Annotated in this window: 23 protein-coding genes; 14 read left to right on the top strand and 9 right to left on the bottom strand. The window is 60.6% G+C overall.

Features of this window, described 5'->3' with window-relative positions:
* Together moeB and RGV59_RS28500 are read right to left on the bottom strand one after the other, a co-directional pair.
* Entirely contained in the window at positions 1–1,863 is a 1,863-nt protein-coding gene (gene moeB, locus RGV59_RS28505; RefSeq protein ID WP_126585504.1) for a molybdopterin-synthase adenylyltransferase MoeB, read from the bottom strand.
* Between the two features lie 23 nt (positions 1,864–1,886).
* The gene (locus RGV59_RS28500) at positions 1,887–2,780 is read right to left on the bottom strand and encodes a DMT family transporter (protein ID WP_162231523.1); all 894 of its coding nucleotides are present in this window, start codon (positions 2,778–2,780) and stop codon (positions 1,887–1,889) included.
* 160 nt (positions 2,781–2,940) lie between these two features.
* Between RGV59_RS28500 and RGV59_RS28495 the strand changes: the two genes are divergently transcribed.
* Positions 2,941–4,365, top strand: a complete 1,425-nt coding sequence (locus RGV59_RS28495; RefSeq protein WP_046489386.1) for a PLP-dependent aminotransferase family protein — start codon at positions 2,941–2,943, stop codon at positions 4,363–4,365.
* Between the two features lie 110 nt (positions 4,366–4,475).
* Here the strand turns inward: RGV59_RS28495 and RGV59_RS28490 are convergent, their stop codons facing one another.
* A complete protein-coding gene (locus RGV59_RS28490; RefSeq protein ID WP_017845204.1) occupies positions 4,476–5,294 on the bottom strand; it encodes a pyruvate, water dikinase regulatory protein in 819 nt (272 codons plus the stop codon).
* A 178-nt stretch (positions 5,295–5,472) separates the two neighbouring features.
* Here RGV59_RS28490 and ppsA point away from each other — a divergent pair, with 178 nt between their 5' ends.
* The 8 genes from ppsA (at position 5,473) to RGV59_RS28450 (ending at position 13,572) form a co-directional block, all read left to right on the top strand.
* Positions 5,473–7,848, top strand: coding sequence for a phosphoenolpyruvate synthase (gene ppsA, locus RGV59_RS28485; protein WP_026139809.1), 2,376 nt, complete (start codon positions 5,473–5,475; stop codon positions 7,846–7,848).
* A 105-nt stretch (positions 7,849–7,953) separates the two neighbouring features.
* Positions 7,954–8,943 carry an alpha/beta fold hydrolase gene (locus RGV59_RS28480; protein WP_126585503.1) on the top strand — a complete coding sequence of 330 codons (990 nt, stop codon included), beginning with the start codon at positions 7,954–7,956 and terminating at the stop codon, positions 8,941–8,943.
* Positions 8,944–9,131: 188 nt separating this feature from the next.
* On the top strand, positions 9,132–9,623 hold the full coding sequence (gene rraA / locus RGV59_RS28475) for a ribonuclease E activity regulator RraA (RefSeq protein WP_017845207.1): 492 nt from the start codon (positions 9,132–9,134) through the stop codon (positions 9,621–9,623).
* 25 nt (positions 9,624–9,648) lie between these two features.
* Entirely contained in the window at positions 9,649–10,644 is a 996-nt protein-coding gene (locus RGV59_RS28470) for a zinc transporter ZntB (protein WP_017845208.1), read from the top strand.
* Positions 10,645–10,730: 86 nt separating this feature from the next.
* Positions 10,731–10,976 (top strand): hypothetical protein, encoded by a 246-nt coding sequence (locus RGV59_RS28465; protein WP_005790375.1) that lies wholly within the window; start codon positions 10,731–10,733, stop codon positions 10,974–10,976.
* A 2-nt stretch (positions 10,977–10,978) separates the two neighbouring features.
* On the top strand, positions 10,979–11,803 hold the full coding sequence (locus RGV59_RS28460; RefSeq protein WP_017845209.1) for a mechanosensitive ion channel family protein: 825 nt from the start codon (positions 10,979–10,981) through the stop codon (positions 11,801–11,803).
* 87 nt (positions 11,804–11,890) lie between these two features.
* Complete coding sequence (sigX, locus tag RGV59_RS28455; protein ID WP_017845210.1) at positions 11,891–12,481, top strand: RNA polymerase sigma factor SigX; 591 nt, start codon at positions 11,891–11,893, stop codon at positions 12,479–12,481.
* A gap of 107 nt (positions 12,482–12,588) precedes the next feature.
* A complete protein-coding gene (locus tag RGV59_RS28450) occupies positions 12,589–13,572 on the top strand; it encodes an OmpA family protein (protein ID WP_017845211.1) in 984 nt (327 codons plus the stop codon).
* Positions 13,573–13,632: 60 nt separating this feature from the next.
* On the opposite strand, the gene cobA is transcribed toward RGV59_RS28450, so the two are convergent.
* The 5 genes from cobA to RGV59_RS28425 form a co-directional block, all read right to left on the bottom strand.
* Positions 13,633–14,376 carry a uroporphyrinogen-III C-methyltransferase gene (gene cobA, locus RGV59_RS28445; protein ID WP_126585502.1) on the bottom strand — a complete coding sequence of 248 codons (744 nt, stop codon included), beginning with the start codon at positions 14,374–14,376 and terminating at the stop codon, positions 13,633–13,635.
* 26 nt (positions 14,377–14,402) lie between these two features.
* Positions 14,403–16,073 carry a bifunctional protein-serine/threonine kinase/phosphatase gene (locus RGV59_RS28440; protein ID WP_126585501.1) on the bottom strand — a complete coding sequence of 557 codons (1,671 nt, stop codon included), beginning with the start codon at positions 16,071–16,073 and terminating at the stop codon, positions 14,403–14,405.
* Positions 16,073–17,284 (bottom strand): nitrate/nitrite transporter, encoded by a 1,212-nt coding sequence (locus RGV59_RS28435; protein ID WP_017845214.1) that lies wholly within the window; start codon positions 17,282–17,284, stop codon positions 16,073–16,075. Before RGV59_RS28435 ends, RGV59_RS28440 begins: the two co-directional genes overlap by 1 nt.
* Positions 17,285–17,519: 235 nt before the next feature.
* Complete coding sequence (locus RGV59_RS28430) at positions 17,520–18,095, bottom strand: ANTAR domain-containing response regulator (protein ID WP_017845215.1); 576 nt, start codon at positions 18,093–18,095, stop codon at positions 17,520–17,522.
* A 13-nt stretch (positions 18,096–18,108) separates the two neighbouring features.
* Positions 18,109–19,335: a CmpA/NrtA family ABC transporter substrate-binding protein gene (locus RGV59_RS28425; RefSeq protein ID WP_126585500.1), complete on the bottom strand. Its 1,227-nt coding sequence runs from the start codon at positions 19,333–19,335 to the stop codon at positions 18,109–18,111.
* A 273-nt stretch (positions 19,336–19,608) separates the two neighbouring features.
* Between RGV59_RS28425 and sctC the strand changes: the two genes are divergently transcribed.
* The 5 genes from sctC to RGV59_RS28400 all read left to right on the top strand — a co-directional run bounded on the left by sctC (position 19,609) and on the right by RGV59_RS28400 (position 23,435).
* Positions 19,609–21,075, top strand: coding sequence for a type III secretion system outer membrane ring subunit SctC (gene sctC, locus RGV59_RS28420; protein WP_126585530.1), 1,467 nt, complete (start codon positions 19,609–19,611; stop codon positions 21,073–21,075).
* A 14-nt stretch (positions 21,076–21,089) separates the two neighbouring features.
* Positions 21,090–21,305: a FliM/FliN family flagellar motor switch protein gene (locus tag RGV59_RS28415; protein ID WP_017845218.1), complete on the top strand. Its 216-nt coding sequence runs from the start codon at positions 21,090–21,092 to the stop codon at positions 21,303–21,305.
* Between the two features lie 168 nt (positions 21,306–21,473).
* Positions 21,474–21,851: a winged helix-turn-helix domain-containing protein gene (locus RGV59_RS28410; RefSeq protein ID WP_026139810.1), complete on the top strand. Its 378-nt coding sequence runs from the start codon at positions 21,474–21,476 to the stop codon at positions 21,849–21,851.
* Positions 21,852–21,858: 7 nt separating this feature from the next.
* On the top strand, positions 21,859–22,320 hold the full coding sequence (locus tag RGV59_RS28405) for a transglycosylase SLT domain-containing protein (protein WP_126585499.1): 462 nt from the start codon (positions 21,859–21,861) through the stop codon (positions 22,318–22,320).
* Between the two features lie 86 nt (positions 22,321–22,406).
* Entirely contained in the window at positions 22,407–23,435 is a 1,029-nt protein-coding gene (locus RGV59_RS28400) for a quinone-dependent dihydroorotate dehydrogenase (protein WP_017845221.1), read from the top strand.
* Between the two features lie 124 nt (positions 23,436–23,559).
* Here the strand turns inward: RGV59_RS28400 and rmf are convergent, their stop codons facing one another.
* A complete protein-coding gene (gene rmf / locus RGV59_RS28395; RefSeq protein ID WP_002553055.1) occupies positions 23,560–23,775 on the bottom strand; it encodes a ribosome modulation factor in 216 nt (71 codons plus the stop codon).
* Positions 23,776–24,163: the final 388 nt, after the last annotated feature.

The raw sequence follows: 24,163 nt of genomic DNA, 5'->3' as shown, positions 1-24,163 counted from the left end.
TCAGTACAAAGGCATATCGGGTTCGACGTCGCGAACCCAATGTTTCATGCCGCCTTGCAGAACTTTGGTGTTGGCGAAGCCGGCCGCCAGCAGGGTGCTGGCCGCTTGCTCGGCGCGGGTTCCGGCGTAGCAGATCAGGTAGTGGGTGTTGTCTCGGCTGAGGCTGTCGAGCTGACCGTCCAGTTCGGCGAGGGGGATATGCACCACGCCCGGCAACTTGCAGACCTCCAGTTCGCTGGCGTCGCGCACGTCCAACAGTACGTCGGCGCTGCTGTGGCGTTCGAGCAGTTGTTTGAGTACCCGCGGCTTGATGTAGCGCTCTTCGGCCAGGCTGGGCTTGCTCGGTGCGGCGTCGGCGCAGACTGTCGGCGCGAGGGGGGCGCTGTGGCGCAGTTCCGAACAGCAGGGGCAGTCGGCGCGGCGCTTGAAGCGGATCTCGCTGAATTTCATCGCCAGTGCATCGAAGCGCATCAAGCGGCCGGACAAGGGTTCGCCGATGCCGATCAGCAACTTGATCGCCTCGGTCGCCTGGATCATCCCGACTACCCCCGGCAGCACGCCGATCACTCCGCCGGCGCTGCAATTGGGCGCCAGTTCCGCCGGTGGTGCCTTGGGGAACAGGCAGCGGTAGCAGGGCCCGCCTTTGTAATTGAGCACGCTGATCTGCCCGTCGAAACGGTAGATGGCGCCGAACACCAGGGGTTTGCCCAACTGCACGCAGGCGTCGTTGACCAGGTAGCGCGTGTCGAAATTGTCGGTGCCGTCGATCACCAAGTCGTAGGCGCCGACCAATTCCAGAGCGTTGTCGGCGGTCAGCGCGGTGTCGTGGGCATTGATCTGGATGTGGCTGTTGAGGTCTTGCAAGCGTTGCTTGGCGGACGCGACCTTGGACATGCCCAGGGTGCTGTTGCCGTGGACGATCTGGCGTTGCAGGTTGCTGCTTTCGACCACATCGAAATCCACCAGCCCCAGGGTGCCGATGCCGGCTGCCGCCAGGTACAGGCTGATGGGCGAGCCCAGGCCGCCGGTGCCGATGATCAGCACCTTGGCTTTTTTCAGGTTCAACTGGCCTTCGCGACCGACGCCGGGCAGGGTGATATGGCGCACGTAACGCTGCACTTCTTCATTGCTCAGGCCGTCGACGTCGATGCCGCCGGAGGTGGCGAGCAACACTTCGATCCTGGCCTTTTCCGGTAGCCGGTCGTCCGCCTCGATCAATGCTTCCTCAGCAGTAAACAGGAAGTGTTCCTTGAGCTGGTTGTTGTTCTCGTGGAACAGGTGCATACGCAACTGAGGGTGGCTGTCGCAGAGGTTTTCAATGACTTCGCGCAATGTCGATCCGGTGCCCTCAAGGGTCGATTCCGGCAGCTTGGCCACGCGAACCAGAATGTCGGGGAAAGAGACAGCGTTCATGGACAACTCCGTGTGCAGGTCGTTGAAGGGTTGAAGGGCGAAATGCTTGCCATCCCAGGCAAACAGCTTCGAGCCCAGGGCCTGGCCCTGGCGAACATCCACCACCAGGTAGCTGACGGGGTAGATCGGCTCGCCCATGAACAGCGCCTTGTCCTGGTCTTCGTCGCTGAAATAGGCACCGACGTCAGGGTGGGAGTGGTAGATCACCACCACCGGGTTGTCGCTGCGAAGTGCCTTGTTCAGCAGCAGCGTGTCGGCCACGGAAAAGGTGTAGCCATTGGCCGCGCTGCGCGGATACATCTCGGGGTTCTTGCGGTGCAGCTCGTTCTGGATATTGCGGCCCAGGTACACGCTGCCGTCGGCGAAGACGAAGCCACAGCATTCCTCGGGGTAGCTGCGGCTGGCGTGGGCATAGATCTGTTCCAGGGCTTCTGGGCGGAGGACGTCCATGTTTCTCTCGCGTTCAAAGAGGCTCAATTTTTCTTGGCCATGAGTTTTTCGATGGGCAACTTGGTGATCGCAAAACCGGCCAGCAGAATGGCCGAATACAGCATGAGGTCGCGGGAAATCGCCACGCCTTCGTACCAGGCGCCGATGATCACCGCGAACACCGGGAAGATGATGAACACGAACGAGAGGATGATCGGGCTCAGGCGCTTGAGCAGCATGAAATACACGATGAACCCGCCCACCGATGCGACCAGGCCCAGGTAGAACAGGGCGCCCCACGAACGCAGGGTGATGGCTTCGAAAGTCGGTGTTTCAAACCACAGGCCGGCGACGAATAGCATCAGCCCGGCGATCCCGATGGGCAGTGTGTTGTAAGTGATCACGCTGATGGCGCTGCCTTTTTGCTTGGTAATGACGTAGCACAAGGCATGCATGATCGCGGCGCTCAGAATCGCCAGTACCCCGAAGAACTCGGCGTGGTCCAGGTGCAGGCCCTGGCTCCTGATGATCATGTAAAGGCTGCCGAAGCCGATACCGATGCCGACCACCTGGGAAAAGTAGATGCGCTCGCGCAGGAACAGCGCGGAGAAAATCAGGATGAACACCGGCATGCAACTGAACAGCAGCGCGGTGAGGCCGGACGAAACATGCATTTCGCCGTAGTTGAGCAGGTAATAGGGCACGCTGAAGTAGGACAGGGTCACGAACACGAAGAACCAACGGCTTTCCCGGGGGAACAGGATCGGCTCGCGGCGCACCATGGCAAAACACAGGAACAGCGGGAACGCGATCAGGAAGCGCAAGCCGGCGGAGGTCAGCGGCGGCACGCTCTCCACGGCGATTTTGATGCCGAGCCAAGTGGTACCCCAACTCAGGCAAACGATGAGAAACATCACACTGGTCACCAGGCCGGCCAACCACTGTTTTTGAGTTTTGGTTTTTGCAGCGTTTTCGAGAACGGCGGACATTGGCATCGTTTATTGCTTCCCTGAGCCGGAATTGAACTCTATATTGAACTTGTAATGAGTTATTTTTTTCGGCGATTGAACCCGTAAAAGCACACTATTAGGGCTAAAGATGGCTGTCAAAACAAATATTGACATGGTGTCAATTATGCGTGAGGGGTTGTCCAATGGGCAGGGCGTCAAGTACAAGCGTCTGTCCGATGTCATGGAACGGGGCATCCTCGAGGGCCTGATTGAACCGGGACGGAAACTGCCGCCCCATCGGGTACTTTCCGACAATCTGGGGGTGACCATCGGCACCATCAGCCGGGCCTACGGCGAGCTGGAACGCCTGGGGTTGGTGGTGGCACGGGTAGGTGACGGTACGTTCGTGCGCAAGCGTGGGATGGAGCGCCAACGGGATGAAGGTTTCCGCAACTTCAGCGAGGAGCCGCGCCAATACTTCGACATGAGCCGCAACATGCATATTCCGGGGCAGGAGACGGTGTTCCTGGCGCAGAGTTTCCAGACCCTGTCGACCAACGCCAAGTTTCTCCAGGACATCAGTGCCTACACGCCGGACGCCGGCCTGCCGCGTTACCGCGAAGCGGGCGCGCAGTGGCTGGTGCAGCGCGATTTTCATCCCATCCCCGAGCAGGTCATTTGCGTCAACGGCGGCCAGCACGGGTTGCTCTGCGCGATGATGGCGCTGCTGCGCGCCGGCGACACGGTGGTCACCGAACAATTGACGTATCCAGGGCTGATCACCGCCGCGCGCATGCTCGGTGTGCGCCTGATCGGCCTGGAGATGGATGAAGAAGGTGTGCTGCCCGGGGCACTCGATGAAGTCTGTCGCAATCACCGGGTTTCGGCGTTGTACTGCACGCCCACCATCCAGAACCCGACCACTGCCGTGTTATCGGTCGCACGCCGCGAGGCGCTGGTCAAAGTCTGTCGTGAGCACAACCTGCTGATTCTTGAGGATGAAGCCCACGGTGTGTTGGTGGAAGACCGGCCGCCGCCCCTGAGCTATTTCGCGCCCGAGCGTACGATTTTGATCAGCAGCTTGAGCAAGGCCGTGTCGGCGGGGCTGCGTGTCGGCTATGTGCATGCGCCGCCGGCATTGGTCAGCCGTATTTCAGCGGCGCTGCGTTCGACCTGCTGGATGGCCACGCCGGTGACCTTGGAGCTGGCGACCCAGTGGATCGAGAACGGCACGGCGGAATATCTGCTGCGTCAGCAGATCAACGAGATCAGCCGGCGCAAGGCGTTGGTGCAGGACCTGTTGGCCGGCCTGGAATACCGCACGCACCTCAATAGCCCGCACTTCTGGATTGAAGTCCCGGAGCCTTGGCGAGCGTCGGAAATCGAGGCCGAACTCAAGCAGAATAATTACCTGATCGCCACCGCCGAGGCTTTTGCCGTGGGGCAGACCGCAGTGCCGCAGTTTATCCGGGCGAGTATCTGCAATACGTCGGGAGATGATCAGTTGTTGCGGGCGGGGTTTGATGCGCTGGCCACTGCGTTGGGGCAGGGCGGTGGGCGCTTCCACCTTTAGGCGGGTTCACCGAATTATCGTTCATCGTGAGCAAGCCCGCTCCCACCTTTGGAATGCATTTTCCTGTGGGCGCGGGCTTGCTCGCGATGGTGTCGGTTCAGATAAGTAGATTATTTAAAGCGGCGTTCGACGCCTTTCTCCACCAGAATTTTCGCCGAGATCTCTTCCACCGAGAAATGCGTGGAATTGATGTGCGCAATGTTCTCTCGACGGAACAGATTTTCCACTTCGCGCACTTCGAATTCGCACTGGGCATAGCTGGAGTAGCGGCTGTTGGGCTTGCGCTCGTTGCGGATGGCCGTCAGGCGGTCCGGGTCTATGGTCAGCCCGAACAGCTTGTGCGAATGCGTGCGCAGGGCGGTCGGCAGCGTCAGGTGTTCCATGTCGTCTTCGGTCAGCGGGTAGTTGGCCGCGCGGATGCCGAATTGCATGGCCATGTACAGACAAGTCGGGGTCTTGCCGCAGCGCGACACGCCCACCAGGATGATGTCGGCCTTGTCGTAGTAGTGGGTGCGGGCTCCGTCGTCGTTGTCGAGGGCGAAGTTCACCGCCTCGATACGCTCCATGTAGTTGGAGTTATGCCCAATGGAATGGGACTTTCCGACGGAATAGGAGGAATGTTCACTCAACTCTTGTTCCAGCGGCGCCAGGAAGCTCGAGAAAATGTCGATCATGAAACCATTGGACGTAGCAAGGATCTCACGAATGTCTTGATTGACGATGGTGTCGAAAATGATCGGACGAAAGCCGTCTTTTTCTGCCGCCAGATTGATTTGTTGTACCATGGCCCGCGCTTTATCCGCGTTGTCGATATACGGCCGCGTGAATTTGGCGAAAGTAACGTTTTCGAACTGCGCGAGCAGGCTTTGGCCCAGTGTTTCGGCTGTGATGCCGGTGCCGTCGGAAATAAAGAAAGCAGATCGTTTCATTTGAGCCCTGGGCCTTAAGCTGATGGCGAATCTTGGATATGATAGGCGCGATTTTGCCGTCCCTCTGTGGGCAGCATTCTCACTTATTTTCCAGGTCCAGGCCACAAGCGCTGGCGAATGCTCCTACTGAGCAGCCGGCGTCCTGAGCTTTTCCAATACAGAAAGTGGAGAGATCACCTTGGTAGAGTACGTAGTTTCCCTCGATAAGCTCGGCGTCCATGATGTGGAGCACGTAGGGGGCAAGAACGCATCCCTCGGCGAGATGATCAGTAATCTTGCAGGCGCTGGCGTCTCGGTGCCAGGTGGTTTTGCCACCACCGCCCAGGCTTACCGTGATTTTCTCGAACTGAGCGGCCTCAACGCCCAGATCCACGCCGCGCTGGACGCTCTGGACGTCGATGACGTCAACGCCCTGGCCAAGACCGGCGCCCAGATCCGTCAGTGGATCATGGAAGCTGAGTTCCCCGAGAAACTCAACGAAGAAATCCGCACGGCGTTCGCCACGCTGTCGGCCGGCAACCCGGACATGGCTGTCGCCGTGCGCTCCTCGGCCACCGCCGAAGACTTGCCCGACGCCTCTTTCGCGGGCCAGCAGGAGACCTTCCTCAACATCCGCGGCGTGGAAAACGTGATCCGCGCAGCCAAGGAAGTGTTCGCTTCGTTGTTCAATGATCGCGCCATTTCCTACCGCGTACACCAAGGTTTCGACCACAAGCTGGTGGCCCTGTCTGCCGGCGTGCAGCGCATGGTGCGTTCGGAAACCGGCACCGCCGGTGTGATGTTCACCCTGGATACCGAATCGGGCTTTCGTGACGTAGTGTTCATCACCGGCGCCTACGGCCTCGGCGAAACCGTCGTACAAGGCGCGGTGAACCCGGACGAATTCTACGTACACAAGGGCACCCTCGCAGCGGGTCGCCCGGCCATCCTGCGCCGTAACCTGGGCAGCAAGGCCATCAAGATGATTTACGGCGACGAGGCCAAGGCCGGTCGCTCGGTGAAAACCGTCGACGTGGATAAGGCCGAGCGCGCGCGCTTCTGCCTGACCGACGCTGAAGTCAGCGAGCTGGCGAAACAGGCGATGATCATCGAGAAGCACTACCAGTGCCCGATGGACATCGAGTGGGCCAAAGACGGCGACGACGGCAAGCTGTACATCGTGCAGGCGCGTCCGGAAACCGTGAAGAGCCGCACTTCGGCCAACGTCATGGAGCGCTACCTGCTCAAGGAAACCGGCACTGTGCTGGTGGAAGGCCGCGCCATCGGTCAGCGCATCGGCGCCGGCAAGGTACGGATCATCAAGGACGTGTCCGAGATGGACAAGGTCCAGCCCGGTGACGTACTGGTCTCCGACATGACCGACCCGGACTGGGAACCCGTGATGAAGCGCGCCAGCGCCATCGTCACCAACCGTGGCGGGCGCACCTGCCACGCGGCGATCATCGCCCGTGAACTGGGGATTCCTGCGGTAGTCGGTTGTGGCAACGCCACCCAACTGCTCAAGGATGGCCAGGGTGTGACCGTATCCTGCGCCGAAGGCGATACCGGCTTTATCTTCGAAGGCGAGTTGGGCTTCGACATCAAGCAAAACTCCATCGATGCGATGCCTGACCTGCCGTTCAAGATCATGATGAACGTCGGCAACCCGGACCGTGCCTTCGACTTCGCGCAACTGCCGAACGCCGGTGTGGGCCTGGCTCGCCTGGAATTCATCATCAACCGCATGATCGGCGTCCACCCCAAGGCCCTGTTGAACTACGACGGCCTGCCGCCGGAAATCAAGGACAGCGTCGACAAGCGCATCGCTGGCTACAACGACCCGGTGGGCTTCTATGTCGAGAAGCTGGTGGAAGGCATCAGCACCCTGGCCGCGGCGTTCTACCCGAAAAAGGTCATCGTGCGTCTGTCGGACTTCAAGTCCAACGAATACGCCAACCTGATCGGCGGCAAGCTTTACGAGCCAGAAGAAGAAAACCCGATGCTGGGCTTCCGTGGCGCCTCGCGTTACATCAGCGAAGCGTTCCGTGATTGCTTCGAGCTCGAGTGCCGCGCCCTCAAGCGCGTGCGCAACGAGATGGGCCTGACCAACGTCGAGATCATGGTGCCGTTCGTCCGTACCCTGGGCGAAGCGAGCCAGGTGGTGGACCTGTTGGCCGAAAACGGCTTGTCCCGTGGTGAAAACGGCCTGCGCGTGATCATGATGTGCGAGCTGCCATCCAACGCCATTCTGGCCGAAGAGTTCCTGGAGTTCTTCGACGGTTTCTCCATCGGCTCCAACGACCTGACCCAGCTGACCCTGGGCCTGGACCGCGACTCGGGGATCATCGCGCACTTGTTCGATGAGCGTAACCCTGCGGTCAAGAAGCTGCTGGCCAACGCCATTCAGGCCTGTAACAAGGCCGGCAAGTACATCGGCATTTGCGGCCAAGGCCCTTCCGATCACCCTGACCTGGCCAAATGGCTGATGGAACAGGGCATCGAAAGCGTCTCGCTGAACCCCGATTCGGTGCTGGAAACCTGGTTCTTCCTGGCGGAAGGCCAAGCGTCCGCCTAAGGTCGACGCGTCAAAAGTGCCGGTCAATCGTCAGGTTGGCCGGCATTCTTATCTGTACAGGGCGGAACTCCTTCCGGACGCCGCCCTTTTTTGTGCAAGAGCATTATGCAAAGCAGCAGCAACCTGTTTCCCGTCGCCCTGATCAGCGCTGAACGTCGTGGCGACCTGAGTGAAGATGTGTACCGGCTCAAACCCGGCAACAGCCCCGACGGCACCGTCGAGCTGGCCGTGACGCGTCTGGGCCTGGCCGATGTCGCGCAAAACCGCGGCATCCCTGTGATTTTGTTACATGGCAGCTTTTCCAACCGGCGCTTCTGGTACTCGCCCAAAGGTGTCGGCCTGGGCGCCTACCTGGCACGCCAGGGGTTCGATGTGTGGATACCGGAAATGCGCGGCCACGGCCTGTCCAAGCGCAACCAGGACTACACCCGCAATCGGGTCGCGGACTACGCCCGCTACGATTTGCCGGCCATCGGTGCGTTCGTGCGCGAACAGAGCACGCAGATTCCCCACTGGATCGGGCATTCCCTTGGCGGCACCACCCTGGCGGCAGCCTTGGGTGGCCAGTACCTCGGTGCGCCGGCGGTGGCTTCAGTGGCGCTGTTCGGCAGCCAGGTCAGTCGCACCTACTGGCCGTTGAAAATTCCACCGCTGGAGTGGGGCGCTCGCTTGCTCCTGAAGCGCTTTGGCCAGTTGTCCGGCCCGCGGCTCAAGCGCGGCCCCGAGGACGAGCCGGTGGGCGTGATGATCGAGAGCATGCGCTGGCATGGCCTCTTCGGCCGGTTTGGCGAGGCCGGCCGTGATTGGTGGAAAGGCCTGGCGGAAGTCGACGTGCCGCTGCTTGTCGTCAGTGCCGCCGGCGACCAGCAGGACCCGGACTGGGCCTGCCGCAAGCTGTACGAACAAGTCGGCTCCGCACCGCGGCAATACCTGCGCCTGGGGCGCCAACAAGGTTTTACCGGGGATTTCGGGCATGTGGAGATGTTGGTCAGCAAAGCGGCCCAGGCCGAGGTCTGGCCGTTGGTGGCGCAATGGCTGAAAGATCCGCTGACACCATTGTTGGGTGCTCAGGCTGATGCATTGGTCGTAGTTTGACGCAGCGCTCTGCCAAGGGCGTTTCGCTCGTCTTTGGTTGCGGCTAAGATATGACGCGTTAAATGCTTCTGGTCATATTCAGTCGCGCAGTGGCTATTGCGTAACGGCGAAACGGATGGGATGTTTTGCTGCTGCTTCGGCCGGCGCCTCTTTCGAAAGACACGTCTTTGACAGAAAGGAAATTTTCAATGAACCACTACGTCACTCCCGATCTTTGCGACGCCTACCCGGAACTGGTGCAGGTGGCCGAGCCGATGTTCAGCAACTTCGGCGGCCGCGATTCCTTTGGCGGCGAGATCGTCACCATCAAATGCTTCGAAGATAACTCCCTGGTCAAGGAGCAGGCCGACCAGCCAGGCGCCGGCAAGGTGCTGGTGGTCGACGGTGGTGGCTCCCTGCGTCGCGCGCTGCTGGGCGACATGATCGCCGAGAAAGCCGCGAAAAATGGTTGGGAAGGGCTGGTGATCTACGGTTGCATCCGGGATGTCGACGTCGTCGCCCAGACCGACCTCGGCGTGCAGGCGTTGGCCAGCCACCCGATGAAGACTGACAAGCGCGGCATTGGCGATTTGAACGTGGCAGTGACCTTTGCCGGTGTGACATTCCGTCCGGGTGAGTACATCTACGCCGACAATAATGGCGTGATCGTGTCGCCCAGCCCGCTGAAAATGCCCGAATAAACCGCAATAACCGACAGGGGTGAGGATGTTCGAGGAAGAAAACGCGCAGTGGGGCCTGGTGCATGCCCTGGTGCTGGATGGTAAAGGCGGTGCGCGTTCGATTGCCCGAACTGAGCTTGACCAATTGCAACTGCAGCCCCAGGAAAGCCTGTGGCTGCATTGGGATCGCAGCCACCCGCAAACCCAGACCTGGCTGCGCAAGGCCAGTGGCTTGAGTGAGTTCGCCTGTGACCTGCTGCTGGAGGAGAACACCCGCCCGCGCCTGTTGCCGTTGCCGGACGCGGAACTCCTGCTGTTCCTGCGCGGGGTCAACCTCAACCCTGGCGCTGAGCCGGAAGACATGGTTTCGGTGCGTATCTTCGCCGCTGCCAGCCGGGTGATTTCCCTGCGTTTGCGCCCGCTGCGCGCCACCGATGAGCTGCTGGTGCAGTTGGCGGATGGCAAGGGGCCAAAAACCGCGTCTGAACTCATCCTGTATATGGCGCAGTACCTGACGCACAAAGTCCAGGACCTGGTGTCCGACCTGTCTGAAATCGTCGACGTAGAGGAAGAAAAACTCGATACCGACGAACGGTATACCCCGGAGCATGGCAGCATTTTGCAGATCCGTCGGCGAGCGGCCGGGCTCAAGCGATTCCTGGCGCCGCAGCGGGATATCTTTGCCCAACTGACGCGGATCAAATTGTCGTGGTTCTGTGATGACGATGCCGACTATTGGAACGAATTGAACAACAGCCTGACCCGCTACCTGGAAGAACTCGAATTGACCCGGGAGCGCGTGGGGCTTGTGCTGGAGGCCGAAGATCGGCGCTTGAGCGTACGCATGAACCGTACAATGTACCGCTTCGGGATCATCACCGGGATCTTCCTGCCGATGAGTTTTCTGACCGGCTTGTTAGGTATCAATGTGGGGGGCATACCGTTCTCCGCCAGTCCTTATGGATTTGTGATTGCCTGCCTGTTGATGGTCTCGGTGGCGCTCGGACAATGGTGGCTATTTCGACGATTGCGCTGGGTTTGAGCTGAATGTGACCTGAACGTAGGAAGGGGCCGATGTGACCTCAGGAATTTAACCCTCGTCTTTTAAAACACTTGCGAGAGGTCTTTATGCACGATCCGTTCGAACAGTCTTTGCGTGACATGCTCAATGCTTCGCCATCCAACCGGGATGACGATGCCTGCCTGGGCCGCGTGTTGAAAACCGCCAACCGTCAGGTCGGGGCGGGGGATCTGTTCGGTCTGCTCGGTCGTTGGCTGCCGGCGTTGATGATGGCCCTGAACAATGGTTCGGCCCACGTCTCGCCGGTTTCCCGTCGTAAACCTCTTGCTCGCACTGCTGATAAGGCTGATTGAATATGGAACTTGATCTCTGGACCCAGAGCCTGGTCACCGCGATGACCGCATTGTGGACCAAGGTGGCGAATTTCATTCCCAACCTGTTTGGGGCGCTGGTCCTGGTATTGCTGGGTTTTGTCGTGGCCAAGCTGCTCGACACCCTGCTGTCCAAGCTGCTCGCCAAACTCGGTCTGGACCGCTTGATGGCAGGCACCGGCCTGACCAAGCTGCTCGGCCGCGCCGGGCTGCAGGTGCCGATCTCGACCTTGATCGGCAAGATCGTTTACTGGTTCGTTTTGTTGATTTTTCTGGTTTCTGCGGCTCAATCCCTTGGCCTTGAGCGAGTTTCAGCTACGCTGGACATGCTGGCACTGTATCTACCGAAAGTATTCGGCGGCGCGCTGGTGCTTCTCGTCGGCGTTCTGCTTGCGCAATTGGCCAACGGGCTGGTACGCGGGGCCGCTGAAGGCGTCGGGCTGGACTACGCAGCAGGCCTGGGGCGAATCGCTCAGGGGCTGGTGATCATCATCAGTATTTCCGTCGCGATCAGCCAGTTGGAGGTCAAGACTGACCTGCTCAACCATGTGATTGTGATTGTTTTGATTACCGTTGGTCTGGCCGTTGCGCTGGCCATGGGTCTGGGAAGTCGGGAAATTGCCGGTCAGATTCTGGCGGGAATCTATGTGCGTGAGTTGTATCAGGTAGGGCAGCACGTGCGTGTGGGCGAGGTCGAGGGGCAAATCGAGGAGATCGGTACGGTCAAGACAACTGTGCTGACCGATGACGGCGACCTGGTGTCGCTGTCCAATCGGATTCTCCTGGAGCAGCAGGTCAGTAGCCGCTAACCCGGCAAACCCTGCTAATGTACGCCGCCGCGAACCCGGGTGACCGGGCTGTGGCGGACATTGACCTGACTGTCGGCACGACTTGTTTTGAATAAAGCCCAAACGCTGTCCACGCGCTATGACCCCCGTGAGCTCTCTGATGAGGAGTTGGTCGCGCGCGCACACACGGAGCTGTTTCACGTAACACGCGCGTACGAAGAATTGATGCGCAGATATCAACGCACTCTGTTCAACGTTTGTTCAAGGTATTTAGGGAACGATAGAGATGCGGATGATGTCTGTCAGGAAGTGATGCTCAAGGTGTTGTATGGCCTGAAGAACTTCGAGGGCAAATCGAAGTTCAAGACATGGCTCTACAGCATCACGTACAACGAGTGCATCACGCAGTATCGTAAGGAACGGCGAAAGCGTCGCTTGATGGACGCCTTGAGTCTGGACCCCCTTGAGGAGGCGTCTGAAGAAAAGACGCCGGCACCCGAGGAGAAGGGCGGACTTGATCGCTGGTTGGTGCATGTGAACCCGATTGACCGCGAAATTCTGGTGCTACGTTTTGTCGCAGAGCTGGAATTTCAGGAAATCGCTGACATCATGCATATGGGTTTGAGTGCTACAAAAATGCGTTACAAACGTGCTCTTGATAAATTACGTGAGAAATTTGCGGGCGAGACTGAAACTTAGTGCGTGGCAAATATCTCTTACGTGTAGGCAAGTTCTGTTAGACTTGTCGCCGAGTTGTCCCCCGGTTTGTGGGACTGCTTTACAATCACCAGATGGGGATTTAACGGATGAAACTGAAAAACACCTTGGGCTTGGCCATTGGTTCTCTTATTGCCGCTACTTCTTTCGGCGTTCTGGCACAAGGCCAAGGCGCAGTTGAAGGCGAGCTGTTCTACAAGAAGCAGTACAACGATAGCGTCAAACATATCGAAGACGGCTTCAACCCAGGCGCTCGCATTGGTTATTTCCTGACCGACGACCTGTCGTTGAACTTGTCCTACGACAAGACCAACCACACCCGTTCGAACGACGGTACCGGTAGCCAGAAGATCAAAGGCGATACCAGCAGCCTCGTGGCCCAGTATCACTTCGGTCAAGCTGGCGTCGACTCCCTGCGTCCATACGTAGAAGGCGGTGTCGGTCACCAGAGCCGTGGCAACGTTCGTGCTGATGGCCACAGCGGTCGCGACCAAACTACCCAGCTCATCGCTGGTACTGGCGTGAAGTACTACTTCACCAACAACCTGTACGCTCGTGCCGGTGTTGAAGCTGACTACGCACTGGACAACGGCAAGTGGGATTACTCCGCACTGGTCGGCCTGGGTGTGAACTTCGGCGGTAACGCTGGCGCAGTTGCTCCAGCTCCTACCCCAGCACCAGCTCCAGAGCCAGTTGCAGAGCCAGAAGCTCCGGTTGCTCAGGTTGTTCGTGTTGAGCTGGACGTTAAGTTCGACTTCGACAAGTCGGTTGTTAAGCCTAACAGCTACAGCGACGTGAAAAACCTGGCTGACTTCATGGCTCAGTACCCAGCTACCCACGTAGAAGTGGCTGGTCACACTGACTCCGTGGGTCCAGACGCCTACAACCAGAAGCTGTCCCAGCGTCGTGCTGACGCTGTTAAGCAAGTTCTGGTTAAAGACGGCGTAGCACCTAGCCGCATCACCTCGGTAGGTTACGGCGAATCCCGCCCAGTTGCTGACAACGCAACTGAAGCTGGTCGCGCTATCAACCGTCGCGTAGAAGCTGCTGTTGAAGCTCAAGCTGCTCAGTAATTACTGAGTAGTAGAAAAAAACCCGGCTTCGGCCGGGTTTTTTTTCGCCTGGAGTTTGCCTCAGGCGCTGGCTGCCGCTGCGACGCTCGCTGCTTGCGAGGTGGCGGCGACACTGCCGATCACCAGGATCGCCGGGCTCTTCAGGGCGAACGCCTGCGCATCCTCGTGCATCTGCGACAAATGGCTACGGCACTCCCGCTGCTGCGGCAATGAGGCATTTTCGATCATCGCCACGGGCATATCCGCGGCCATCCCGCCTTCCAGCAACTGCTGACGAAGCTCTTCCAGCTTCGCCACTCCCATATAGATCACCAGCGTCGTCCCGCCTTCCGCCAGCGCGCGCCAGTTAAGGCTGCTGTCGTCCTGGGTGTGCGCTGTGACCAGCGTCACGCCGCGGCTGACACCACGCAAGGTCAGTGGAATCGCGCAGTTCGTCGCGCCCGCCAGCCCGGCTGTGATCCCGTTGACCAACTCGACTTCGACGCCGCGTTCGCGCAGCCACATCGCCTCTTCGCCACCGCGCCCGAAAATGCACGGGTCGCCGCCCTTGAGCCGTACCACGCACTTGCCCTGGCGGGCGTAGCGCAACATCAGGCGGTGGATGAAGTCCTGCGTCGTTGAGCGGCAGCCCCCACGTTTACCGACGGTGATCACCCGCGCTGCCGCGCAGTGTTCCAGTACCTGCGGGTTGACCAGATCATCGATCAGCACCACATCGGCGCAGTTCATCGCCCGAACCGCCTTGAGGGTCAACAGCTCCGGGTCGCCAGGGCCCGCGCCCACCAGCCAGACTTTTGCGTTCATGTGTTTTCCCTCGTCTAGAGATGACGTCAGCGGTGAAAGAGTAAGTAAAGAAGCGCCAGATTGATCAGCATCGAGAGCAACCCCAGGGTGCGCCAGACCTTCAAGGGTTCCCGCTCCAGCAACGGCCGGGGGCGAACACTCAGTTCCCGTCGGTCTGCCTGCTCCAGCACCAGCAGCCATTCTTCGGCGGTTTCATAACGTTGTGCAGGTTGAGCCGCCACCGCGCGCTCGAGGCTGAGTGGTAACCAGTCCGGGAGGTCGGGGCGGTAGCGGCTGGCGCTGACCGGTTGGGTGAATCTGGGCCGTTGGAAAGCCTCAATTTCACCGTAGGGGTAATGCCCAGTCAGCAAGTAATACAGGCTGACACCTACGCTGTATAAGTCTTGTTGGGCTGTGGGACGGTCGCCCTGGAACGCTTCGGGCGCGATAAAGCTTGGTGTGCCGGGCAGTACATGCGCGCGATCCTCGGAGAGACCCGGGCAGTAGGCCAGGCCGAAATCCAGTACGCGCAACTCACCATCGTCACCCAGCAGCAGGTTCTCTGGTTTGATGTCACGGTGCAGTATTTGCCGACGATGCAACAGGCCCACCGCCCGCAGCAAGCGTTCGGCCACGAATTGCCATTGCGCCAGGGGCAATGGGCCCTGTTGCAGGAATAGCTGCGCCAGGGTTTGCCCCGGATATTCACGCATCACGTAGTACAAGTGCTGACGCCCGCTGGCCGCGTGTACTTCAGGAAACGCGCGCCCGGCCACCCGCCGCAGAAACCATTCCTCAGACAGCAAGGCTTGACCGGCGTCGTTGTCGTCGTCACGGCTGAGGGGCAGGGTTTTCAGCAACCAGGGTTGCTGCTGGGCATCGCGGACCCGGTACAGCAACGACTGGCGGCTTTGCGCCAATACGCTTTCCACCTGCCAGCCTTCGAACTGTTGCCCGGCTTTCAGCGCGGGTGGCAGCGGCCATTGCTGCAATTGCACCAGCGCGTCGCCCAGGGTCGCGGCGCCGAGTTTATCGATGCGTACCAGCAGGGCACTGGCGTTGTCCTGGCTGCCGGCCAGGTGTGCGGCGGTGACCAGGGTGTGTACCGCCAGATCGAGGTCGGTCTGCTCGCGCAGGATCGCACTGATGCTGTGATCACCCAAAGTCGCCCACACCCCATCGCTGAGCAGCAGGAAGCATTCGCCCTCGCGCAATTGGCCGTCGAGAAAATCCAGCACCAGGTGTTGATCCAGGCCGAGCGCGCGCTTGAGCACATGCTGCATGCCCGGCTGTTCCCATACATGATCTTCGCTGATGCGCTGCAATTCGCCGTCCAGCCAGCGATACGCCCGGCAGTCGCCGACGTGGGCCAAGGTGAAGCGTTGCCCGCGAAACACCAGGGCACTGAGGGTGGTCAGCAACGGCTGGCCACCGCCATTGGCCCGCAGCCAGCGATTCTGCGCCAGCAACAGACGTTCGAGCGCCTGGGCCACACCCCAGGTTTGCGGCGTGGCGTAATAGTCCAGGGCCAGCGCCTGCAAGGTCGAGCGTGCGGCCAGACCGCCGTCGGCGCATTGGCTGACACCGTCGGCGATGGCGCACAGGTAACCCTTGCTCGCGGCCAGCTCTGCCAGGGGCGTGACCACGCGCAGGGCGTCCTGGTTCTCGGCGCGCGGGCCGATGGTGCTGGCCTGGGCGACGCTCAGGTGCAGGCTCATCAGACGCGCGCGGCGGTCACGGCAGCCGAGCCCCAGGTGGTTCTCCAGCGGCGCTTGACGCCGTGCAGGCCGAACCAGGCCAGTACGCCAAGGCTGGCGAACAACCACAGGGCCAGTTGATAGCTGCCGGTACTTTGTTTGATCGCACCCATGCCCGCCGCCAGGGCGAAGCCGCCGATACCGCCGGCCATGCCGATCAGGCCGGTCATTACGCCGATCTCACGGCGGAAACGCTGGGGCACCAACTGGAACACCGCACCATTACCGGCGCCAAGGCCGAGCATGGTGCAGACGAACAGTGCCAGGGCCGCGTAGGAGCTGGGTAAGTTGAAACCCACCGCAGCGATGCAGATCGCCGCCACGCTGTACATGCCCAGCAACGTGCGAATCCCGCCGAAACGGTCGGCCAGGGCGCCGCCGAGTGGGCGCATCAGGCTACCGCCGAACACGCAGGCGGCGGTGTAGTAGCCGGCGGTCACCGGGCTCAGGCCGTATTGGTCGTTGAAGTAGCCGGGCAGGGCGCTGGCCAGGCCGATGAAGCCGCCGAAGGTCACGCTATAGAAAAACATGAACCACCAGCTGTCACGGTCGCCGAGGGCCTTGAAGTAGTCGGCCATGGATTTGGCCTTCGGGCGTTCGGGGGCATTGCGCGCAAGCCAGGCGAAGATGATCAGGGTCAGGATCAACGGAATCAGGGCGAAACCGAACACATTGCTCCAGCCGAACGCCGCTGCGAGTACCGGTGCCAGTATGGCTGCGAACACAGTGCCCGAGTTGCCGGCGCCGGCGATGCCCATGGCTTTGCCCTGGTGCTCCGCGGGATACCACTGGGACGCCAACGGTAGGGCGACCGCGAAGGACGCTCCGGCCATCCCCAGGCACAACCCCAGCAACAGGGCTTGTTCATAGCTGTGGATGCCGAGTTTCCAGGCGCCGAAGAGTGCGGCGATCACAATCACCTGGCCGATCAGCCCAGCGGTCTTGGGCGAGAGTCTGTCCGCCAGCATGCCCATCAGAAAACGCAGCACCGCGCCTGCCAGGATGGGGGTCGCCACCACCAGGCCGCGTTGTTGCGTGGTCAGGTGCAGGTCGGCGGCGATCTGCACCGCCAGCGGGCCCAGTAGGTACCAGACCATGAAGCTCAGGTCGAAATACAGGAACGCGGCAAACAGGGTCGGGGTGTGCCCGGATTTCCAGAAGCTTGATTTCATCACGCACCTCAACGGTTGGGAGTCTTGTAAGAAGGCCTGGTGATGGAGCAGCCGGCTACGGCCGCCCCACCGGCCCCGTGTCAAAGGGCCAAAACAAAAAAACGCCGCCACCGGGTCCGCGAGGGCAAACCGGGTGTGCGACGTCTTTGTCGTGAAGGGGCAACCGCCGTTGGTTACCTGTGTTGAATACTTAGCAAGTCCTGGGCCAATCTGCCGTAGCCGCTGTCGAGGAGGGTTAGCCCAGCAACTCGCTCATGGCGATGATCTGCTCCGCCACCTGGATCAGTTTCTGCTGGCGGCTCATGGCCTGGCGGCGCATCAGGGTGTAGGCCTCTTCCTCGTTGCAGTTCTTCATTTTCATCAGCATGCCTTTGGCCAGTTCGATGCGCTTGCGCTCGGCCAGCTGTTGATCGCGGGCCTGCAGCTGGGCGCGCAGGGCCTGGTCGCTTTCGAAGCGGGCCATGGCCACGTCGAGGATCGGCTGCAGGCGTTGGGCCTGGATACCTTCGACAATGTAGGCGCTGACGCCGGATTTGATGGCCTGGCGCATGACGTCCGGGTCGTGTTCGTCGGTAAACATCACGATCGGACGCGGTCGGTCGCGGCTGACCAGCACCACTTGCTCCATCACATCGCGGCCGGGTGACTCGGTATCGATCAGGATTACGTCCGGCCGCACCGTTTCGACGCGCGCAGGCAGATCGATGGTCAGGCCCGACTCATCGATCACCTCAAACCCGGCCTCGGTCAGTGCCGCCTTGAGGCGCCCGACCTTGCGCGGTGTGTCGTTGATCAACAGGATTCGCAACATATCGGTCCTCCTGTCAGCGCAAGGCGTGGCGGCTGGTGTGGTCGGCCAGGGCATGGAGGCGGAAGCTGCGGGCGTAGGCGGCGGGGGCGGAGCCATCCCAGATCTTGCCGTCGATCAGTTGGCTGCTGCGCATGTCCTGGGCGTTCGCGGTGACGCCGACGGCATCGGCTGCCTGGCGATACAGCTCCAGTTGCTGTACTTGGCGGGCAATGCCGAGGTAGTCCGGGTCTTCGCGCAACAGGCCCCAGCGGCGAAACTGGGTCATGAACCACATGCCGTCGGAGAGGTAGGGCACGTTCACCTCGCCATCGGCGAAAAAGCGCAGTGCGTGGGGATCTTGCCACTGGTTGCCAAGCCCATCGTCGTAAGTCCCGAGCAGACGCGGCTCGATGCAGTCGAGTGGCGCGTCGAGGTACTCGCGGGCGCTGAGCAGCTGCGCGGTGGAGCGGCGGTTTTCGTGGCTCGCCTCGATAAAGCGGCTGGCCTCCAGAATCGCCATCACCAGTACGTGGGCGGTGTTGGGGTATTGGTCGACAAACGCTTGGGTGCAGCCGAGCACCTTTTCCGGGTGGTCCGGCCAGATCGCCTGGCTGGTCGCCAGAGTGAAGCCCTGGTTCTGCTTCACCGCACTGGCGCTCCAGGGTTCGCCGACACAAAAACCGTCGATGCGCCCGGCCAATAGGTGCGCCACCATTTGCGGCGGCGGTACCACCACACTGTTCACATCCTGCAATGGATGGATACCTTGGCTCGCCAGCCAGTAATACAGCCACATGGCGTGGGTGCCTGTGGGAAACGTCTGGGCGAAGGTCAGTTTTGTTCGGCTTTGGTGCACGTGGCGATCCAGTGCCTCAGGAGTGACCACCCCTTGCTGTTGCAGGTCGTGGGACAGGTTGATGCTCTGCCCGTTCTGGTTCAGCCCCATCAGTACCGCCATATCGGTGGCGGCCACGCCGCCGATGCCCAGGTGTACGGCGTAGATCAGCCCATACAGGCTGTGGGCGGCATCCAGTTCGCCGCTGACCAGTTTGTCGCGCAGGTTGGCCCACGACGACTGACGCTTGAGGTTCAGTGTCAAGCCATAGGGTTGCGCGAAGCCCTGGGTGGCCGCGACCACCAGCGAGGCGCAATCGCTCAAGGCCATGAAGCCCAGGTCGAGGCTGCTCTTTTCCGGGGCGTCACTGCCGTTGACCCAAGCCAGCGGGTCGTTTATCGGGCTGTTGCCGTCCGAATCGTTCATCAAAACCTACCTTTTCGTTCAAAAAAAAGCGTCGCTCCCTCAGATGGCGGCGCGAGCCATTGCGGGTAACGACGCCTTTGTCCGTAAGCCCGCTCCGACGTTGGCGCGCGCTCTGATACAGAGTGCATAGCAAGGCACATGCCACGGGCGGAACGGCGTGTTACGCCGTCAACTTTCCATCAAGATTGAAACGCCACAGGCTTTCAGTATGGCCGCTTCCCTATGCCAGACTGCCCAGGAAACCCCACGGTGTACGCTGATTCTCCGACAACGATGGCCGCCCATCGGCTGTGCCGCTGGCTGTTTTACGCGGTGTTGATGCTGGGCTGTGCGTCTGCCCGGGGTGAGACTTACCAGGCGCGGGACGAAAGCCTGCACACGTTTTTCAGCGCGTTGTCGCTGCCTCTTGGCCTGCCGGTCGTTGTCAGCCGGTCGGCGGCTCGGCAACGCGTTGACGGAACCTACGATTTCAGCCGGGCACAGCAGGTGCTGGAGGCGGTAGCCGAGCAGCATCACCTGATCTGGTACAGCGACGGGCAGGTGCTCTACCTCTACGCAGCAGATGAAGCGAAGAGCTCGGCGGTGACGCTGCGGCATATTTCCGTCTCAAGGCTGCGCGAGTTCATGCGTCGCTCGGGGCTCGATGAGTCCCGCTACCCGCTGCGGGAGAGCGGGGGCCGGATGTTCTATGTGTCCGGGCCGGCGAACTATGTCGACCAGGTGCTGCACCTTACGCAATTGATGGACCGCCAGCGGGCCGCGCTCCGTGTGGGCCAGCAGGCGTTTGGCGTGGTGCAGGTGCTCAATACCCATGTGGCGGACCGCGAGTACGTCATGGGCGAGGAAAAGGTCAATGTGCCGGGCATGGCGTCGCTGATCGAGACCGTGCTTTCCCGCGAACAACAGGCCCCCGCGCAACGGCCGCCCGGCTTGCTGGCCGACAGGAGCCTGGCCGTGATTCCTTACCCGGATACCAACAGCCTGCTGATCAAGGGCAAGCCTGCCCAGGTGCGTTTTATCGAACAATTGGTGGCGGAGCTGGATGTGCCCAAGCGTTCCATCGAGGTTTCGCTGTGGCTGGTGGACGTGGACCGTGACGAACTGAAGAAAATCGACCAGGCCTGGGCCGAGGAAACCCACACATCAACTTCGGCGACCCGGGTGCTGGAGCCGTTGGAGGACAATCGCCTGATGGCGCAGATCGCCGTGCTGGAGCGACGACGGCGCGCGCGGGTGGTGACGCTGCCGGTGATTCTCACCCAGGAGAACGTTCCTGCGGTGTTCCAGGATAACCACACACTCTACGTGCCGGGGCCCGCCGTCGCTCGCACCGACTGGAAACCCATACGCTATGGCACCCAGGTCAGCGCGTTGCCGCGGTTTGCCGAGGCGAACGAGATCGAGATGCTGCTGAGCCTTGAGGATGACCGCCAGATGGGCGAGGCGGGGCGGCGTCAGAAAATGACCGCGGTCGGGAGGGTCAGCGTCAGCAGTGTCGTTCGGATGCCGCAGGGGAAACGCCTGTGGTTGGGCGGGTTTCGCCGGGATGTTGATGCGCAGGGGCGTGCCACTGCGCGTGGCCAGCGTGCCGAAGTACGGCTGTTTGTGATTCAGGCCCGGGCCGTGGGCAACGAGCTCAAGACCCTGGATGGCACCGTCGGGCCGCCACCGCTGACTCAGCCGCAATACGAACGGGTGCAACGTGCGTTTGTGCGGTCGATTCGCGATGTCGATCAATGAGGTAGGCGCTCGTCATGCATCTGGAAATTCTTTTGCAGGAACAACTGATCACGCGCAAGCGGCTGGCGTTGTTTGCACCGGGGAAAGTGCTGCCGCTGGCACCGGAGGTCATCCATTGCGTGGAAGTGCGCGTCAACGGCCAGTTACTGGCTCTGGGCGAATTGGTGCAGTTGGAAGACCGCCTGGGGGTTGAGCTGCTTGAGGTCTACCAGGAGTGGGTATCGCCTTAGTTATCAGTTCCAGTGAGATTTCTTACAAGGCGCTTCCGGAAAGCCCTGCTGATATGGGCTTTCTCCTAGGGTGGCTCGGGGAGGCCTTTTTTATAGTCGTGCAGTCGGCGTATGCGCCATTTCTGGAAATCAGGATTTCAATGTCAGTGGTTGGATGCAGAGGTGTGTATGGCCGTGGTGAATGATGGAGGGATGACGATTTCCCTGGTCTTTGGCCGCTGGACCCTGCATGGCGATGGACGCTTGACCGGCGAGGGCGTGGATATCCAGTTGCCGCCCAAGGAATGGCAAGTGCTGCGCTTGTTGTTGGTGTCCGGTGGTGCGCTGATGACCAAAGACTGTTTGCTTGAAATGGCTTGGCGCCAGGGGGAGGTGTCGGAGGAATCGCTGACACGCTGCATTTATTCGTTGCGTAAACATCTGCGCGCCGACAAAGGGTTTATCAAGACGATCTATGGCAGGGGCTATCGCTTTACATGCCCGGTGCGGCCAGCCGAGCGCGCCTCATTGCCGCCCATCGCCGTTTGTTCGGCCTGTGGCAGGTAGCCCCGGGATGCGCAATGCGTGGCGCAAGGGCCTGTTACTGGCAGTGCTGATGGGCAGCAATAAGGCGCTGGCGTATTGTTGGGATGAGGTGGCCAGTCGCTACGATCTTGAGCCGGAATTGCTGCAGGCCATTGCCGCCGTAGAGTCGGGTTACCGTGCGGGCGCGATGAATTACAACAATCGCAACGGCACCCGCGATATCGGTCTGATGCAGATCAACAGCATTCACTTGCCCCGCTTGCTCAAACTAGGCATCACCGAAGACCGGCTGTTGAGTGAGCCGTGCCTGTCTATAGAGGTCGGGGCCTCGATTCTTGCCGAGTTCGTTCAGCGCTTCGGCTATAACTGGACGGCCATCGGCGCCTATAACGCAGGCCCGGGGCCTGGTCCACAGCGTGAGGCGTTGCGCTTGCAGTACGCACAGAAGGTCTGGGCCCGTTACGAAGCGTTGGTCGCGCATCGCTACTGACGATTGGGCGGCACGCCTCGCACGCAGGCCGCCAGCCCGGCTATAATCGCCGCCACTTATCGCCGCCATCCGAGTCTAGCCCGCCCATGTATACCCTGGCCCGCCAGCTGTTGTTCAAACTCTCCCCGGAGACTTCCCATGATCTGTCCCTGGACCTGATCGGTGCCGGTGGCCGCCTGGGGCTCAATGGCCTGGTATGCAAGGCGCCGGCGAAAATGCCGGTTTCGGTGATGGGGCTCGACTTTCCCAACCCAGTCGGGCTGGCTGCCGGCCTGGACAAGAACGGTACGGCCATCGATGGCTTTGCGCAGTTGGGTTTTGGTTTCGTCGAAATCGGCACCGTGACCCCGCGCCCTCAACCAGGCAACCCCAAGCCGCGCATCTTTCGCCTGCCGGAGGCTGAGGCGATCATCAACCGCATGGGCTTCAACAACCTCGGTGTCGATCACCTGCTGTCGCGGGTCCAGGCGGCGAAGTACAAGGGCGTCCTCGGGATCAATATCGGCAAGAATTTCGACACGCCGGTGGAGCGTGCGGTGGATGACTACCTGATCTGCCTGGACAAGGTCTACGCCCACGCCAGCTACGTCACGGTGAACGTCAGCTCGCCCAACACCCCGGGTCTGCGCAGCCTGCAGTTCGGTGATTCCCTCAAGCAATTGCTCGAAGCCTTGCGCCTGCGCCAGGAAGACCTCGCCGTGCGCCATGGCAAGCGTGTGCCGTTGGCGATCAAGATCGCCCCGGACATGACGGATGAAGAAACCGTGCTGGTCGCCCAGGCCCTGGTGGAGTCAGGCATGGATGCGGTGATTGCCACCAACACCACCCTCAGCCGTGTCGGTGTTGAAGGCCTGGCCCATGGCGACGAAACGGGCGGCTTGTCGGGCGCTCCGGTGCGTGACAAAAGCACGCACATCGTCAAGGTGCTGGCCGCCGAGCTGGCCGGGCGTTTGCCGATCATCGCGGTCGGCGGTATCACCGAAGGCAAGCACGCGGCCGAGAAGATCGCCGCTGGCGCGAGCCTGGTGCAGCTGTATTCCGGCTTTATCTACAAAGGCCCGGCGCTGATTCGCGAGGCGGTGGACGCGATCGCGGCATTGCCCAAAAAGGCCTGACACACGCCCAATAAAAAGGGCTCCTCAAGAGGAGCCCCTGGGCCGAAGCCCGCCGCCTGGATAGGGCGTGCGTGGTTAAGTCGTTAGCTATATTCGTGCTGGTGTCGGAATTGAATGCCCTTGATTAGCCGACCGCGTGAAGTTCGTTGAGTCTGTGGATGCCCGCAGTGCCTGTCATACCGTCCCAGTTGTCGCCGCGTCCTTCTCGCCAGCCGTTGATCCAGGCTTGGCGTACCGACGGTAGAGTAAATGGGCAAAGCTCACGGGATTTGCCATGAACGCCGTATTGATATCCGCGTAAAAATGCTCTTTCCAACGGATCACGCTTAAGTCTTCTCATAGGGTGTTTCCCTCACTTGTTGACTGTCTTGATATCCTTCGGCCTCGTCTGAGGCCGGGCAGAGTTTTTCTGCCGTTGGTGCGGCCCGCTGCCGGCGTGGCGAGCCAATGTGCCAGCGTCGTTGTGGCGCTGACCTGTGTTGAGTTCTAACCAATAGGTCACATGGATTCAATGATCGTTTTGTCATAAGCACGTAACAATAACGATGTTATAGCCATAAGCTGGGATGGCTTTTCGCCCCTTTTATTGGGCAAAGCCGGCTATGATGTGCCTTACGAAGAGAATGGCTTAATCCCTTGCTGAAAAAGCCCGCCCGTTGCAGTCGGTTATTATTCGACGAAGGGTCTGAATATTTCTTTTTGTTGCATCACTTATCTCTCTGCCCCGT

Source organism: Pseudomonas sp. FG1 (assembly GCF_034313875.1).
Lineage (GTDB): Bacteria > Pseudomonadota > Gammaproteobacteria > Pseudomonadales > Pseudomonadaceae > Aquipseudomonas > Aquipseudomonas veronii.
The sequence above is the reverse complement of the archived record's forward strand: the minus strand, read 5'-3'. Positions and strand labels throughout refer to the sequence as shown.